We start from the raw sequence: 15337 nt of genomic DNA on the forward strand, positions 1-15337 counted from the left end.
ACAGTCGCGAGCTCGTGTAGAGTGGGACGATGGCCAGGATCGTCGATTCCAGGTGTCCGCGCTGCGGCGCCCCGCTGCCGATTCAGCCGGCGATGGATGCAGTCACCTGCCAGTACTGCGGCGCGCGGTCGCTCATCGATCGCGGCAGGAAGCCGACCACCGCGCCGATCCCGCAGGGCATGCACGTCGTCCGGGTCGCCCCGCCGTCCAGCAACGCGGCGGGGGTCATCGTGATGTCGGTCGTCATGGCCATGGTCGTGGCCGGCGCGGCCGCCGGCGCCTTCATGTTCAGCGCGTCGGGGCCGTCCAAGGGCCGGTCGACGCCGCTCCTCGGCCTGGGACCGAACACGTACTTCAGCGATCGGCCGATGCTCGCCGACGTGAACGGCGACGGCGCGCCGGACGTGATCGGCAAGAGCAACGTCCCCGCCGGCGAGGAGTGGATCGCGGCCTACGACGGGCGCGACGGCAAGCCGATCTGGAAGACGGCGGCGCTCACCAAGGACGCGGCCAACCACGAGGCGCGGCGCGCGATCGTCTCCGGCCGCCTGATCTCGATCGACGCGCTCGGCAAGGCGCAGGCCTATGATCTGCGCACCGGGACGCCGTCGTGGTCGGCGTTGCTCGGTGAGAAGGCGAGGCGGCTGTGCCAGGGCGACGGCGTCATCGTCGTCGAGACGGTCGACGACGCGAAGCACGGGCTCGATCCGGCGAGCGGGACGCGGCGCGAGCTCGCGAAGGGCGCGGCCTGCAAGACGGTCCCGAGCTCGATCCAGGAAGAGGCGCCCGGTTATCGGTTCGCCCGCTGGCACGAGTTCGACGAGCTCGGCCTGCCCGGGTCACATGAAGTCGAGGGCATGTCGGTGAGCGGCGCGATCATCCCGAGCGGGCCCGGGCCGCGGTTCCTGCTCGGCGGCCGGAGCAAGGGCAGCCAGGTCGGCATGGTGGCCGCGGTGGACAAGAAGAAGGTCCTCTGGAAGATGGTGGTGCCCGGCGTCGACCCGCTGACCACGAGGCCGACGGGGGCGGATGCGGGGGCCTATGAAGGCGGGTTCCTGGTCGTCCCTTACGACATGAAGGATCACAAGGACGGCACGCGCCTCGCCTGCTTCGAGGCCGGCACCGGCAAGCGGCTGTGGGACGTGCAGGTCCACAAGAAGTCGCAGGTCTCGTCCGGGATCTCGATCTCGGCGAACGACGTCTTCTTCGCCAGCTGGACGGCGCTCTACGTGTTCTCGCTGAAGACGGGGCAGCTCAGGTACATGATCGGGACCGAGTTCTAGGCGTCCGGCGCGCCCGCGGCAGCGCGGGCTCAACGACTCCCCGCCATGTCGTCCGTCCAGCAGAACCCCTGGCGCATCTGCGTCTACCACGGCGTTCAATCGCTGATGTTCCCGGCGGCCATCTTCCCGCTGTTCTGGACGCAGGACATCGGCATGAGCGTGGCCACCATGATGGCCGTGCAGGGCGCGTTCAGCCTGAGCATCGCGCTCTTCGAGTTCCCGTCGGGCTACATCGCCGATCGCCTGGGTCACCGACGCGCGCTCGTGATCGCCTCTTTTTGCATCCTCGCCGGCTGGGTCCTCTACGCGCTCTCGCGCGGGCTCTGGTCGGTGCTGCTCGCCGAGCTCGTGCTCGGCGTCGGGTTCTCGCTCGTCTCGGGGGCGGACTCCGCGCTCCTCTTCGACTCGCTGCGAGAGCAGGGCAAAGAGCACGAGTTCGCCCGCTGGTACGGACGCATGCGGTCGATCGCGCAGATCGCCGCGGGGAGCGCCGCGCTCGCCGCGGGCTTCCTTTACGCGCGCTGGTCCCGCCTGCCGTTCGCGATGGAGGCCGCGGCCTGGGCGCTCGCGGCGGGGATCGCCCTCCGGTTCGGCGAGACCCGGCGCGCCGAGCCGAAGGTCGAGGACCACCTGGGCCGCATGCGCGCGATCGTGCGCGACGCGCTGTTCGAGCGCGCCGACTTCCGCGCGGTGCTGCTGCTCGGCGTCGCGCTCGCGCTCGCGTCGTACCTGCCGACGTGGCTCATGGCGCTGTACGCGACCGAGGCAGGCGCCCCGGTCGCGTGGATTGGCCCCATGTGGGCCCTCGCGAGCTTCACCACCGCGCTCGGCTCGATGCTGAGCGAGCGCGCCGGCCGCCGCCTCGGCATGACGGGGACGCTGCTCGCGTGCGTCGTCCTGGTCGCGGTCGGGTACCTCGGCCTCGCGCTCTCGCGCCACGTGCTCGGGGTCGCGTTCTATTTCCTGCTGACGCTCGTGCGCGGGCTGCACATGCCGCTGCTCCACCACGAGGAGCAGCGCCTCGCGCCCGACGGCGATCGCGCGAGCTGCGTCTCGCTCCGCAGCTTCCTCTTCCGCCTCGCCTTCGTGCTGCTCGGGCCCGTCGTGGGGATGGGCGTCGATCGCTACGGGCACCGCCCCGTGCTGTGGGCCTCGGGCGCGCTCCTCGTCGCGCTGACGGGCGCGGCGTTCGGCCTGTTCGTCGCGCGCGCGGCGCGGCGTGATGAGGCGCGGGCGCCGCGGTGCTAGGGCGCCTGCCATGAAGAAGATCGAGAGAGAGGAGGAGGCGGACCGGCTCATCGAGCTCGTGGGCGCCGGGTCCTGGGACGTCATCCACGGGATCCTGGAGCGGCAGTTCGCCGTGCTCCACAACCGCGCTCAGGTGCTCATCGGTCTGTGCGGCATCGTCATCACCACGACCGGCTTCTCCGGCCGCCTCATCGCCGGCACCAGCCCCCACGCGCAGGGGCTGATCATCGCCGGCGTGGCGATCGTCCTGCTCTCCGCGACCCTGATCGTCTGGGGTGTGCAGCACATCCGCTGGCTCACCGAGCAACCGGGCGACGACCTGCGCGGCTGGGTCTTCGCCTCGCTCGCCTACCGCGATCGCAAGACCACGATCTACCGTGTCGCGATCGCGTTCCTGCTCGTCGGCCTCTCGTTTTATGTGATCGCCATTGCCATGATGCTACTCCACCCCACCGCCGCCCCGTCGCCGGGTGGGCGCTGAGCCCTGCGCCCCCGATGAGGCCGCTCTCTCTATCGGTGCCGCGCGCCGCCGTCGCCTCGACACCGCACCACGGCCAAGCAGCCAGGGACGCTCGGCCGCTGGCGCAGGCGGGCGCCCGGGCTCCGGACGCGACTTGGCAGGTGGCATGATGTGGCCTCTTCACGCGCATTGGCGCCGGCGTCGGTGATCGCGAAATGAGCTGAACTGTAACGACGGATCCGCACGTCCGTGTTGTTGAGAAGTTGCTCTGTCCAGGATAGTCTCGTCCCGTGCTGTTTGGCTCGGAGGAGCTCGGGCGTGGTCGGAGCCGCTGAAGGCGAACGGCGGCATTGGCCGCGGGGCCTCGCGGGAAGGATCTAGGAGGGGCTAGGATGAGAACAGTTCGTTCTACGGCGGGGTGTGGGTTGTTGGTTTTCGCGTTCGCCGTCATGGGTTGCACGGACAACCCCGCGATCGAGGACGGTACGGGCGGGGGCTTCCCCTTCCCCCCGAGCACATCGTCGGGCTTGACGGGCGCGAACAGCAGCTCGAGCGGCGCAGCGACCTCCGGTGGTAGCGGCGCAGCTGGTGGTGCCGGCGGCGGTGTGGGTGGAGGCGTGGTTGATCCGGGCGATGGCTGCCCTGGCTGCGCGCGGCTCTCCGTGCCGCTCACGAGGGCGATGCAGGCCACGCAGTTCATGATCTTCTTCCACGAGAAGGTCGACCTGACCGGCGCGACCGTCACGTTCCGCGTGAGGACCCGCGCCGGCACGAGCGGCGGTCTGCAGCCGTTCGTGCAGAACGGGGGTGATCTCGGCTATGCGAACATCGGCTACTCGTGGAGCGCGCTTGCCGACCTGGGACAGTGGACGGACCTCAAGATCGATGTCGATGCGCTGGCTCCGGCAAATACACGCTTCAACAGCACCGTGGTGGAGATGATCGGGATCCAGGTCACGGCGGGCAACACGGGGCCCTGGGCCAATCCGACCGTCGTCGATGTCGACTACGTCACGGTCACGAGACCCGGCACAGGCGACGGGGCTCCGAGCAGCGAGCGCTTCTTCTTCGGCCCTAGCGGGGAGCGCGGCGAAGGCGGCGCCGGGGGCGAAGGCGGCGCCGGGGGGATGAGCGGCGCAGGCGGCGCAGGCGGCGCGGGCGGCACCAGCGGCGATGGCGGCGCGGGGGGTATGAGCGGCGCAGGCGGCGCGGGTGGGGTGGCCGGGGCCGGAGGCGCGGGCGGCGAAGGCGGCGAAGGCGGCGGCAGCGCGAGCAGCAGCAGCAGCAGCGCGAGCAGCAGCAGCAGCGCGAGCAGCAGCAGCAGCGCGAGCAGCAGCAGCAGCGCGAGCAGCAGCGCGAGCAGCGGAGGTGGTGGCGAAGGCGGCGGAGGTGGCGAAGGCGGCGGAGGTGGCGAAGGCGGCGGCCCCAGCGTCGATGTGATTCATGTGATGGGTCCGTACGAGTTCACGACGAGCGAGGAGCCGATGGAGGTCAACAATTACCAGCCCGTGGAAGGCTCGACGGTGACCCACGTCGCACCGTGACCCCTGGCTATCCCGTGGCGCCGCTGTACCTCGTCAGGGAGGTCCACGAGACGTGTTGAAGCATCCATCTGCACCGATCTGACGACGGTTCCGGGCGCGACGGCGAGGGGCTCGGCACGCTCGACGAGCCGAGCGCGCTGCCGCGTCCGGAGGTGCCTTGAATGAACGAGGTGCGCTTTCGGTGGCGTCGTCGCGGCGACGACGGTCGCTGATGAAGCGATTGGCATGAGAGCGCGCTGATTGGCGCTCTCGGGATGCCGCGCTGTGCTCGGGCTCGACTCCACAGGTGGTCTCATGTGGCTGCCGCGCCCCGCTTTGCTCGACTCCACAGGTGGTCTCATGTGGCTGCCGCGCTCGCAGCGGCGCCAGCGCCGGGCGACGCCAAGCGCGTTGGGTTTTGGTGACGGATTCGCACGTCCGGGCTGTTGAGAAAGTCGTCTGTCCAGGATATTGTCGCTCCTTGCGGGGCTGGCTCGGCAGAGATCGAGTGCGGTGAGAGCCGCTCTGGCGAACGGCGGCTTCGGCCGCGCAGCCTTGCGGGGGCCTATCCAGGAGGGGTCACGATGAGATCAGTTCTTTCTTTCGCGGCGTACGGGGTGCTGGTCGGCGCGTTCGCCATGACGGGTTGCGGTGACGACGAGTCGACCGGCAGCGGCGGTGCGGGCGGGACGGGCGGCGGAAGCTCGTCCACCTCCAGCACGTCGTCGAGCTCGACCAGCTCGGGCTCTGACGGCGGCGGCGGCGCGGGTGATGGCGGTTCAAACGCGGATGGCGGCGGCGGTTCGAGCGACGGCGGCGGCGGTTCGAGCGACGGCGGCGGCGGTTCGAGCGACGGCGGCGGCGGGTCGAGCGACGGCGGCGGCGGGTCGAGCGACGGCGGCGGTGGTTCGGGCGACGGCGGCAGCAGCCCGGGTGTTGGCGGCGGCGGCAGCTCGGGCGAAGGCGGCGGCAGCTCGGGCGAAGGCGGCGGCGGCTCGGTCCCGGAGGAGCGTTGCTCCGGCTGCGCGCGGCTGTCCGTGCCGTTCACGACCGCGAATACCGCGACGCAGTTCTTCATCGAGTTCGCCTCGGTGGTCGATCTGACGGGGAGCACGGTCACGTTCCGTGTGAAGACCCACGCCGGCACCAGCGGCGGCGTGCAGCCGTTCGTGCAGAACGGGGCGGACCGGTCCTATGCGAACATCGGCTACTCGTGGAATCCGATCGCCGGGCTGGCAGACTGGCAAGAGATCACGATCGATGTCGACGCGTTGGCCGGGTCGAAGCCCTCCTTCGAACGCAAGGCGGTGAAGTTGATCGGACTTCAGCTCACGGCGGGCGGCACCGGGCCCTGGACCAACCCGACCGTCGTCTACGTCGACTCCATCACCGTCACGAAACCCGGCACTCCGAGCGCCGCGCGAGGCGCCGCACCGAGCGGTGAGCGCGGCGAGGGCGGCGCCGGAGGTGCGGGTGGCGCAGGCGGGTGGAGCGGCGAAGGTGGTGCCGGCGGCGAGAGCGGCACGGCCGGTGTCGGCGGCGCGGGCGGCGAAGGCGGCTCGGTCGGTGTCGGCGGCGAAGGCGGCACGGCCGGTGTCGGCGGCGCGGGCGGCGAAGGCGGCTCGGTCGGTGTCGGCGGCGAAGGCGGCACGGCCGGTGTCGGCGGCGCGGGCGGCGAAGGCGGCACGGCCGGTGTCGGCGGCGCGGGCGGCGAAGGCGGCACGGCCGGTGTCGGCGGCGCGGGCGGTGAAGGCGGCGGCTCCAGTGGAGAGGTGATCCACGTGATGGGTCCGTTCGAGTTCACGACCAGCGCGGAGCCGATGGTGATCGGCAACTACAGGCCGGTGGCCGGCTCGTTGCTGACCCACATCGCCGAGTGATCCCCGGCCAGCCGGGGAGCACGCTGCGCCGGACGCAGCGAAGCGCGCAAGGCGCGCCAGAGCATCCAACAAAAGCCTGAACTCGTGACAACGCCAGCCGGAGGGGCTCGACAGCCCCCCGGCGAGCTTTCTCTGGTTGCGCTGGCGCGAGCTGCGCGATGAGAATGGCTTCGACGCGCCACGACCCGGCGCGCTCGATGGACCGACCCACGGCGAGCTCAGGACAGCGTTTCAAGGAGGATTCGAATGAGAAAGATCGTCTATGACGTCGCGGTGACGGTCGACAACTTCATCTCGCACGAGGACGGCTCGGTGGACGGCTTGGTGATGCAAGGAGAGCACGCTGCCGATTACGTCGAGCGCCTGAAGGGCTACGACACCGTCGTGATGGGGCGAAGGACGTACGAGTGCGGCTATCCCTTCGGGCTCGTCCCGGGGAAGCGAGCCTACCCGCACATGGCACATTACATCTTCTCGAAGACCCTCCGCTTCGGCGAGGGCGCCGAGGTGGAGGTCGTGGACCGTGACGAGATCGCGGCCCTGAAGGGGCTGAAGGAGGGCGACGGGACCGATATCTATCTCTGCGGAGGCGGCGCCTTCGCCGGCTTCCTCCTCGATCACGACCTCATCGATCAGCTCGTCCTCAAGGTGAATCCCGTCGTCTTCGGGCACGGGGTACGGCTCTTCGGCGGCAGCACCAGGAAGGTCGAGCTGGCGCTCCTCGGCGCGACGTCGTACGCGAACGGCGTCTCGCTCCTCCGGTACGACGTGAAGCGCGGGAGCGCCGCGTAAGGGGTCGCCCGCGACGATCGCGTGCCGCTCGATTCCACTGCGGCGCGATCGTCGGGCCCGCCGCGGCGCTATGGTCGGGCGGGCGCTGAGCGCAGCGCCTCGACGGGGCTCATCTGGTTGTCAGGCTCACACGTTTGGCCTGTTGAGAAAAATTTCTGCCCAGGGTAGCTTGCGCCACGCGGCTGGCTCGGAGGAGCTGGCGGGCGGTGGCAACCGCCATGGCGAACGGCGGCCCGGGCTGCGTGGCCTCGTGGTGCACATCAGGAGAGGGTCAGGATGAGATCAGTTCTTTCTTTGGCAATGTGCGGGATGCTGGTCGGCGCATTCGCCATGACGGGTTGCGGTGATGACGACACCACCGGCAGCGGCGGCGCGGGCGGTGCGGGCGGTGGGGCCAGCTCCAGCACGACGTCGAGCTCCACCAGCAGCTCGACCAGCTCGGGCGGCGGCGAAGGCGGCGAAGGCGGCGCGGGCGGCAGCGACGGTGGCGCGGGCGGCGAAGGCGGCGCGGGCGGCAGCGACGGTGGCGCGGGCGGCGAAGGCGGCGAAGGCGGCGCGGGCGGCAGCGCCCCCAACATCGGGCCCGGTCCGGAGGAGAGCTGCTCGGGTTGCGCCCGGCTGGCCGTGCCGCTCACCATGGCTTCCACGGGGACGCTGTTCCAGTTCGACTTCCCTCAGCTGGTCGACCTGACCGGCGCCACCGTCACGTTCCGTGTGAAGGCTCATGCCGCCACCGGCGGTGGTCTGCAGATCTTCGTGCAGAACGGAACTGCACGGAACGAAGATGAACAGAGCTGGGCGGGCGTCCCCTGGGCGTGGACGAGCTTCGGCGACCTGAAAGAGTGGACCGACCTCACCATCGACGTCGATGCCTCCGATGCGGCCGATGCCGCTGCTGGCGGGAAATTCGCGAGCACCGCGGTGAGGCGTATCGGCGTCAAGGTGGACGCAGGTGCCGAGGGGCCCTGGGCCAACCCGACCATCGTCTATATCGACTCCATCACCGTCACGAGGTTGGCTAGCACGAGCGGTTCGGGCGGCGCGGGCGGCGCGGGCGGTGCCGGCGGCGCGGGCGGTGCCGGCGGCGAGGGTGGCGCCGGCGGCGCGGGTGGCACGAGCGGCGAGGGCGGCTCGGGCGGCGAGGGCGGCTCGGCGGGCGCCACGGGTGAGGGCGGCGCTGGCGGCACGAGCGGCGAGGGCGGCTCGGCGGGCGCCACCGGTGAGGGCGGCGCTGGCGGCACGAGCGGCGAGGGCGGCGCCGGCGGCGCGAGCGGCGAGGTGGTCCCTGTGATCGGTCCGTTCGAGTTCACGGACGGGCTGCAGAACTTCCTGCTCGGCGATTACCAGACCGTGCCAGGCTCGCGGCTGGATCCCCTCGGTCCCCTCAGCGAGTGATCCAGGAGGGCCTGCGGCGCTCGCTCTCGCGCTGCTGCGCGGAGCGAGCGCCCGGGCCGCCTCATCGACCATCGAGGGCGCGCTCCCCTGCGCGCTCCAGCTCGACCCAGCTTCCCCGTCTCACGTAACTGCGGTGCGACGGCGTACTTTGGCCGAAGGTGGGGCTTTTGAACCGCCAAGGACGCCAAAGACGCCAAAAAAAACATAAAAACCTTGGCGTCTCATGGCGTCTCATGACGTCTTCGAGGCCCCATCCTCCCGGCGGGACAGGGAATTCCCCCGCCACCCGCCACGCTGCTGAAGCATGATCCGAACCGTCCACACGACCCGCTACGTCACCCCGCTCCGCGAGGGCGGCTCGTTGCCGGCGCTCGTCGAGGCCGATGACGACGGGCTCTATGTCCTGAAGCTCCGCGGCGCCGGCCAGGGGCCGAAGGCGCTCATCGCGGAGCTCGTCGCCGGGGAGATCGGGCGCGCGCTCGGGCTCCCGGTGCCGGAGATCGTCTTCATGGAGCTCGACCCCGCCTTCGGGCGGGCCGAGCCGGATCCGGAGCTGTCCGACCTGCTCTCGGCGAGCGCCGGCTTGAACCTCGCCCTCGACTACCTGCCCGGATCGCTCGCCTTCCAGCCGCTCGCCGGCCCGGCGATCGACCCGGGGCTTGCGGCCGCCGTCGTCTGGTTCGACGCCTTCATGAGCAACGTGGACCGGACGCCCAAGAACCCCAACCTGCTCCTGTGGCACCGCCGCCTCTGGCTGATCGACCACGGCGCGGCGCTCTATGTCCACCACGCCTGGACCGACGCGACCGACCCGCGCGCCGACGCGGGCGACCGCTTCCCGCTCGTCAAGAGCCATGTCCTGCTCCCGTTCGCCGGCGATCTCGCCGCGGCCGACGCCGCGCTGAGCGCCCGGCTCACGCCCGAGCGCATCGCGGGGATCGTCGCCGCGATCCCGGACGCGTGGCTGGCCGACCAGGACCCCCGCGCCCGGTCCTCGGGCGAGCGGCGGTCCGCGTTCTCGCCCGACGCGGTCGATGCTCCGCAGCCCGACGCCGCGCCGGTCGCGGCGCGGCGCGCGGCGTACGCCGCCTACCTGACCCACCGCCTCGCGTCGCCGCGGGGCTTCGTCGAGGAGGCGCTCGATGCAGCCCGTGCCCGGCGGTAGCCCTCCGGGCGCGCGCGACGTCGACGCCGCCGACCCGTTCGATTACGCCGTGCTGCGCGTGGTCCCGCGCGTGGAGCGCGGCGAGCGCGTCAACGTCGGGGTGGTCCTCTTCTGCCGCGCCCGGGGGTTCCTCGAGGCGCGCTTCGAGCCCGACGAGCGGCGCCTGCTCGCCCTCTGGCCCGACCTCGACCTGGAGGCGGTCCGCGGCCACCTCGACTTCATCCGCCGCGTCTGCGCCGCCGATCGGGCGTGCGGGTACGTCGCCGAGCTCCCCCAGGCCGAGCGCTTCGGCTGGGTGGTGTCCCCGGCGAGCACCGTCGTCCAGCCCTCGCGTGTCCACGCGGGCCTCGGCGTCGACCCGGCCGCGGCGCTCGACCGGCTGGTCGCGACGCTGGTGAGGCCAGCGCGCTCCGGACAGGGCTGATCGGCGCGGCGCGAGCCCGCGCTCCAGGCGGCGCGAGCCCGCGCTCCAGGTCAGTGGCCGTCCTTGTCGCGGTTCATCGCCTGCTTCACCGCGGTCACGACGCCCAGCACGACCGCGCCGGCCGCGACGCCGACGATCATGTTGGCGAGCGACGGCACCACGGCGCCGAGCACGGCGCCTGCGCCCTGGGTCATGTCCTCGATGTGGTGGTGCAGCCACGGCACGCCGTGCGTCAGGATGCCGCCGCCGACCAGGAACATCGCCGCCGTGCCGGCGACCGACAGGCCCTTCATCAGCCACGGCGCCGCCTTCAGGATGCCGCTGCCGAGCGACTGCTGCAGCGCGCCGCTCTGGCGGCTCAGGTAGAGGCCGGCGTCGTCGAGCTTCACGATGCCGGCGACCAGGCCGTAGACGCCCACGGTCATGAGCAGGGCGATGCCGGTCAGCACGGCGACCTGCGTGCCGAACGGCGACGCCGCCACGGTGCCCAGCGTGATCGCGATGATCTCGGCCGACAGGATGAAGTCGGTGCGCACCGCGCCCTTGATCTTGTCCCTCTCGAACTCGACGAGGTCGATCTTCGGATCGGAGAGCGCCTGCACGAGCTCGGCGTGGTGGGCCTCGTCCTCGTGCTTGCTGTGCAGCACCTTGTGGGCGACCTTCTCGAAGCCCTCGTAACAGAGGAAGGCGCCGCCGACCATCAGCAGGGGCGTGACGGCCCAGGGCGCGAAGGCGCTGATCGCCAGCGCCGCCGGCACCAGGATGGCCTTGTTGAGCATCGAGCCCTTCGCCACGGCCAGCACGACAGGCAGCTCGCGGTCGGCGTTGACGCCCGTCACCTGCTGCGCGTTCAGCGCCAGATCGTCGCCCAGCACGCCGGCGGTCTTCTTGGCGGCCACCTTCGTCAGCACGGCAACGTCGTCCAGCACGGTGGCGATGTCGTCGATCAGGGCGAGCAGGCTGCTTCCGGCCATGGAGTGAGGTCCTCGTCGGGTGAATGGGGGTGGAGCGTGGGGAGCGTGTGGAGCGTGGCGAACGTCACGGGCGGCGCCGCACCGCAGCCGTCGCGGTGGGCATGGTAGCGGGCGTCGGCGGCCTTCGGGTCGAAGATCCTGGGCGCTCGCGTCGATCGGCCGGTCTGGCCGCCGGCGCCGTGCTTCGGCTCACGCGCTCTCTTCGATCCCCGACGGCGACTCCAGCCCCGGCGGCTCTTCCAGGCTGATGCGCCCGAGCCGGCCGGCGCGGAAGTCGTGGACCAGGATGTCCGACGCCTTGTGCAGGTCCACCGCCCCGCCGCTGCGCAGGCAGCCGCGGCGGCGGCCGATCTCCTCGATCAGCGCGGCGGCCGTCTCCGGCAGCTCCTTCAGCTTGTAGCGGGCGACGAGGAGCTCGGGGTAGCGCCGCAGGAAGTACCCCGCCGCGAACAGGGCGACGCTCTGGTAATCGATGGCCGTGTCGGGGATCGCCCCGCCCACGGCCAGGCGGAACGAGGCCGCCTCGTCGTCGATCTTGGGCCAGAGGATCCCCGGGTTGTCGGAGATGGCCATGCCGGTCTTCAAGGTGACGAGCTGCTGGCTCTTCGTGACCGCGGGCTCGTCGCCGACCTTGGCCACCTTGCGCTCCATGAGCGCGTTGATGAGCGTCGATTTGCCGACGTTGGGGATCCCCACGATCATGGCCCGCACCACCTTGCCGGGGCCGTTCTTGGGGGGCGCGAGGCGCTTGCAGAGCTCCGGGATCCGGCGCCGCGCCTCGGACGACTGGCTCGCGGAGATCGCGATCGCGAGCACCTGGCCGCCCGGCGAGGCGCCGCGCTCGGCCTCGTCAGGCGGCGCGGTGTTCTCCGCCTCGAAGTAGCGGAGCCACGCCGTGGTGACGGCCGGGTCCGCCAGATCGCTCTTGTTCAGGACCTTGATGCACGGCTTCTGGCCGCGCAGCTCGGCCAGGACGGGGTTCTCGCTGGCCAGCGGCATCCGGGCGTCGAGCACCTCGATGACGACGTCCTGCGACGGCATCGACTCGGCGATCGAGCGCCGAGCCTTGGTCATGTGGCCTGGATACCATTGGATCGACATCCGCCGCGGAGCTCTATCACGCCCGGCGGGTCACGCGCACCCGTCCGGGCCGCAGGCCGCCCCCTCGGCGAGCGCCTGCTCGGGCGCGCCGGCCGCCTCGTCCCACGTCTTCTGGAGCACGCCGAGGAGGGCCTCGGCCGGCTGCGCGCCGGAGACGCCGTACCGCCCGCCGAACGCGAAGAAGGGGACGCCCGTGATGCCGATCGAGCGCGCCTCGTCCTCGTCGGCCCGCACCTCGCGCGCATGGGCGTCGCTCGCGAGCGCCGCGCGGACCTCCTCCGGGTCGAGCCCCGCCTCGCCGGCGAGGCGCGCGAGCACCTCCGGCTCGCCGATGGCCTCGCCCTCGGTCATGTAGCCGCGGAGCAGCCGCTCCTTCACCGCGTCCTGCACGCCGCGCTCGGCCGCGAGGTGCAGCACGCGGTGCGCGTCGAAGGTGTTGCCGGGCCGGACCTTGTCGAAGCGGAGATCGAGGCCGTCCGCCGCGCCCATCTCGGTCATCTGGCGGATCATCGCCTCGGCCTTGGCGACGGGCACGCCGTACTTCTTCGCGAGGCGCCCGGCGTACGAGACCTCGGTGCCATGCACGCGCTTCGCCGAGGGGTCGAGCTCGAACGCGCGCCAGACGACCTCGACGGCATCCCGGTGAGGGAACCTGGCGAGCGCGGCTTCGAGCCGGCGCTTGCCGACGTAGCACCACGGGCACGCGATGTCGGACCAGACATCGACACGGAGCTTCTTCATGGCGGTCAAGGTAGGGCCGCGCGGCGCCTCCGGCCAGGCGGCGTGCGTCGCGGGCGGGAGGGGCGTGCGGGCGCGGTCACCTGGCCGGCGTCAACGGCAGTCATCATCCAGCGCGTCGGTCGCGAGGTCTCGGTCGTCATCGAGGAAGTTGGAGCAGTTGGTCTCCGTAAACGTGACCTTGTACAGCTCTTTCGCCGTCGTGAGCACCCAGAGCTCATCGGCCCTGGCGGCCGAGATATCCATGGGCACGCCCGCCGCCACAGGCAACGAGGGGGTGAGCTGCCTCAGATCGGACAAGCCTTCGTTTGCGGAGTAGATCTCGCCGCTGTCGGTGAGCAGCCAGTAACGGCCTCTCGGCATGGAGACCTCCTTCACCCCAGGGAGCTCGCCGACGTTGATCCAGGGACTCCCTGCCGGTGGCCCGGACCAGACCCAGATCGAATCGTCCAGGTTGACGGCGGCGACAGACCCACCGCTCCCGATGGTCTTCGCCGCGAAAGGCGTGTCCTGGTATATCCATGTATTGCGGGTCGGTACGTCGCGGTGCAGCCATAGGGTCTTGTTGTCGTTCAGCGCATAGAGGAGACCGCCCGCGACCGCGATATCACGGGCTTGGGCTGGGTGGTCTTCGAGGGTCCATGTGCCGTTTTGGCCGCTGAGGCTGCGGTACAGCTTGAAGCTCGTGGACAAGGCGAAGATGACGTTGTGGGCCGCCGCGATCTTCAACGCGTTGTCGAGGCGCCCGACCCGGGTCCAGGTCGCGGTGACCCCCGTGAGCGCGAGCCGAGCGGAGCCCAGATCTCCCTCCTCGCCGAGCGAGTCGTCCAGGGGTTCGCCCTCCACCACGACGCAACCGCCCAGGCATGCTGAGAGCAGCGCCATGGATGTCGAGCATGCAATGACAAGCCGTCTGATCATGTGGTCCTCCAGGTGCTCCGGTCTCCGGCGTCGCGCGCCGGATATCCTGCCGGTTCTGTCGCCGCCGGCTCGCTGCGGGATGCGCGGGGCATCCTGCTTGTTTCCTCGTGATCCTCCCCGAGATTCCGCGTCCGCTGTGCCGGGCGTTGCTCGGGTTCTGAAGGCCTGTCCGCCTTCTGTGCGCTGTCAGCTGGTTTCAAGAGCGATAACTCAATTGCAACGATTGCAAGGGGAGTACCAGCCCCATGCTCGCCTGCGCCGTCACGCCCCGTGGACACCTGCGCTTGGACCGCCGCGGCTCCAGCACGGCAGATCCAGCCAGAGAGAGCTCTCGCCCCCGTGCTGTGAACCAGGCATGGTCCCGGCGCGGGGGGCCGAGGGCGCGGGGAGCGCCGAGCCGTAGGCGTGACATGTCACGCCGGCCATCACACCTCCAGCGTGACATGTCACGCTGGAGGTGTGACATGTCACGCTGTCGATCGGCAGCCTGCCGGTGGAGACGACCCCCGTCGGTTGCGAGAGCGGCCGCCGTGACGCCTGACGTCGGCTTGAACGATCCTGACTGCCCGGCGAGGCGCCGCGCTCGGCCTCGTCAGGCGGCGCAGCGCGCTCCGCCTGTGTGAATGATGCGCCGCCTCGCCCTCGCCCGGTGACCCCCGCTTACCGCCGCTCCTCCACGCCCATCAGCGCGGAGAGGCTCTGCCGCTGGCGGCCCGCTCCGTCGAAGTTCGACGGGTCGAGCCAGCGCTCGAACGCCGCCTTCGCCGCCGGCCACTCCTTGTCGATGATCGCGTGCCACGCCGTGTCGCGGGTGCGCCCCTTGACCACCGCGGCCTGCCGGAACACGCCTTCGAAGCGGAAGCCGAGCCTCGCCGCCGCCGCCCGCGAGCCCGCGTTGAGCGCGTCGCACTTCCACTCGTAGCGCCGGTAGCCGAGCTCGTCGAACGCCCGCCGCATCATCAGGTACATCGCCTCCGTCGCGGCAGGCGTCCTCTGAAGGAGCGGCGAGTACCTGAGGTGTCCGACCTCGATCACGCCGCTCTTGGAGTCGATCCGCAGGTACGCCGCGACGCCGACCGCCCGACCGGTCGCCGCGTCGATGATCGCATGGAACAGCGGATCGTCGCCCAGGCAAGTGGCATCCATCCAGGCGCGGTAGTCCGAGAGGGTCGCGAAGGGCCCATAGGGCAGGTAGGTCCAGCCCCGCCCCTCCGCGTCCGCGAGGTTGGCCGCATGGAGGTCCGCCGCGTGCCTCTCGGGGTCGATCGGCTCGACCCGACAGGTGCGCCCGAGCAGGATCTCGCGCGGCGGCAGCGGCCGCGGCGTCCAGCCGGGGAGGGGGTGGCCGATCGGCTGCATCAGAGAATTCATGTGCTCCACGGGATCGCTCTCTCCGCAAGGTGGTTTGCTCACGTCGCCGGCCGCGGGCGCCG

At 71.0% G+C, this 15337-nt stretch carries 15 protein-coding genes; 9 read left to right on the plus strand and 6 right to left on the minus strand.

Annotated features, from left to right (window positions below; genetic code table 11):
* The first annotated feature begins 29 nt into the window (after positions 1–29).
* The 4 genes from WME97_RS07210 to WME97_RS07225 all read left to right on the plus strand — a co-directional run bounded on the left by WME97_RS07210 (position 30) and on the right by WME97_RS07225 (position 4535).
* Positions 30–1283, plus strand: a complete 1254-nt coding sequence (locus tag WME97_RS07210) for an outer membrane protein assembly factor BamB family protein (protein WP_437550558.1) — start codon at positions 30–32, stop codon at positions 1281–1283.
* Between the two features lie 45 nt (positions 1284–1328).
* Positions 1329–2531: an MFS transporter gene (locus tag WME97_RS07215; protein ID WP_437550560.1), complete on the plus strand. Its 1203-nt coding sequence runs from the start codon at positions 1329–1331 to the stop codon at positions 2529–2531.
* A gap of 10 nt (positions 2532–2541) precedes the next feature.
* Entirely contained in the window at positions 2542–3012 is a 471-nt protein-coding gene (locus WME97_RS07220) for a hypothetical protein (protein WP_437550562.1), read from the plus strand.
* A 428-nt stretch (positions 3013–3440) separates the two neighbouring features.
* Positions 3441–4535, plus strand: a complete 1095-nt coding sequence (locus WME97_RS07225) for a hypothetical protein (RefSeq protein WP_437550564.1) — start codon at positions 3441–3443, stop codon at positions 4533–4535.
* Between the two features lie 544 nt (positions 4536–5079).
* On the opposite strand, the gene WME97_RS07230 is transcribed toward WME97_RS07225, so the two are convergent.
* Entirely contained in the window at positions 5080–5592 is a 513-nt protein-coding gene (locus WME97_RS07230; protein ID WP_437550566.1) for a hypothetical protein, read from the minus strand.
* Between WME97_RS07230 and WME97_RS07235 the strand changes: the two genes are divergently transcribed.
* The 5 genes from WME97_RS07235 (at position 5552) to WME97_RS07255 (ending at position 10170) form a co-directional block, all read left to right on the plus strand.
* Positions 5552–6394: a hypothetical protein gene (locus tag WME97_RS07235; protein WP_437550567.1), complete on the plus strand. Its 843-nt coding sequence runs from the start codon at positions 5552–5554 to the stop codon at positions 6392–6394. The genes WME97_RS07230 and WME97_RS07235 overlap by 41 nt on opposite strands.
* A 246-nt stretch (positions 6395–6640) precedes the next feature.
* On the plus strand, positions 6641–7186 hold the full coding sequence (locus tag WME97_RS07240; RefSeq protein ID WP_437550569.1) for a dihydrofolate reductase family protein: 546 nt from the start codon (positions 6641–6643) through the stop codon (positions 7184–7186).
* A gap of 309 nt (positions 7187–7495) precedes the next feature.
* Complete coding sequence (locus tag WME97_RS07245; RefSeq protein WP_437550571.1) at positions 7496–8581, plus strand: hypothetical protein; 1086 nt, start codon at positions 7496–7498, stop codon at positions 8579–8581.
* A 304-nt stretch (positions 8582–8885) separates the two neighbouring features.
* Positions 8886–9746 (plus strand): HipA family kinase, encoded by an 861-nt coding sequence (locus WME97_RS07250; protein WP_437550573.1) that lies wholly within the window; start codon positions 8886–8888, stop codon positions 9744–9746.
* Complete coding sequence (locus tag WME97_RS07255; protein ID WP_437550575.1) at positions 9724–10170, plus strand: DUF3037 domain-containing protein; 447 nt, start codon at positions 9724–9726, stop codon at positions 10168–10170. The genes WME97_RS07250 and WME97_RS07255 overlap by 23 nt, the downstream gene beginning before the upstream one ends.
* Before the next feature lie 50 nt (positions 10171–10220).
* Here WME97_RS07255 and WME97_RS07260 read toward each other — a convergent pair whose 3' ends face one another.
* From WME97_RS07260 to WME97_RS07280, 5 genes are all read right to left on the minus strand, one after another.
* Positions 10221–11144 (minus strand): DUF808 domain-containing protein, encoded by a 924-nt coding sequence (locus WME97_RS07260; protein ID WP_437550577.1) that lies wholly within the window; start codon positions 11142–11144, stop codon positions 10221–10223.
* A 189-nt stretch (positions 11145–11333) separates the two neighbouring features.
* Positions 11334–12245 carry a ribosome biogenesis GTPase YlqF gene (gene ylqF / locus WME97_RS07265; protein WP_437550579.1) on the minus strand — a complete coding sequence of 304 codons (912 nt, stop codon included), beginning with the start codon at positions 12243–12245 and terminating at the stop codon, positions 11334–11336.
* Positions 12246–12275: 30 nt separating this feature from the next.
* The gene (locus WME97_RS07270) at positions 12276–12986 is read right to left on the minus strand and encodes a DsbA family oxidoreductase (RefSeq protein ID WP_437550581.1); all 711 of its coding nucleotides are present in this window, start codon (positions 12984–12986) and stop codon (positions 12276–12278) included.
* Between the two features lie 90 nt (positions 12987–13076).
* Positions 13077–13904: a hypothetical protein gene (locus WME97_RS07275; RefSeq protein WP_437550582.1), complete on the minus strand. Its 828-nt coding sequence runs from the start codon at positions 13902–13904 to the stop codon at positions 13077–13079.
* A 660-nt stretch (positions 13905–14564) separates the two neighbouring features.
* Positions 14565–15275 carry a GNAT family N-acetyltransferase gene (locus tag WME97_RS07280; protein ID WP_437550584.1) on the minus strand — a complete coding sequence of 237 codons (711 nt, stop codon included), beginning with the start codon at positions 15273–15275 and terminating at the stop codon, positions 14565–14567.
* Between the last annotated feature and the right edge of the window lie 62 nt (positions 15276–15337).

It is taken from the genome of Sorangium sp. So ce367, from assembly GCF_051520455.1.
Classification (GTDB): domain Bacteria; phylum Myxococcota_A; class Polyangia; order Polyangiales; family Polyangiaceae; genus Sorangium; species Sorangium cellulosum_B.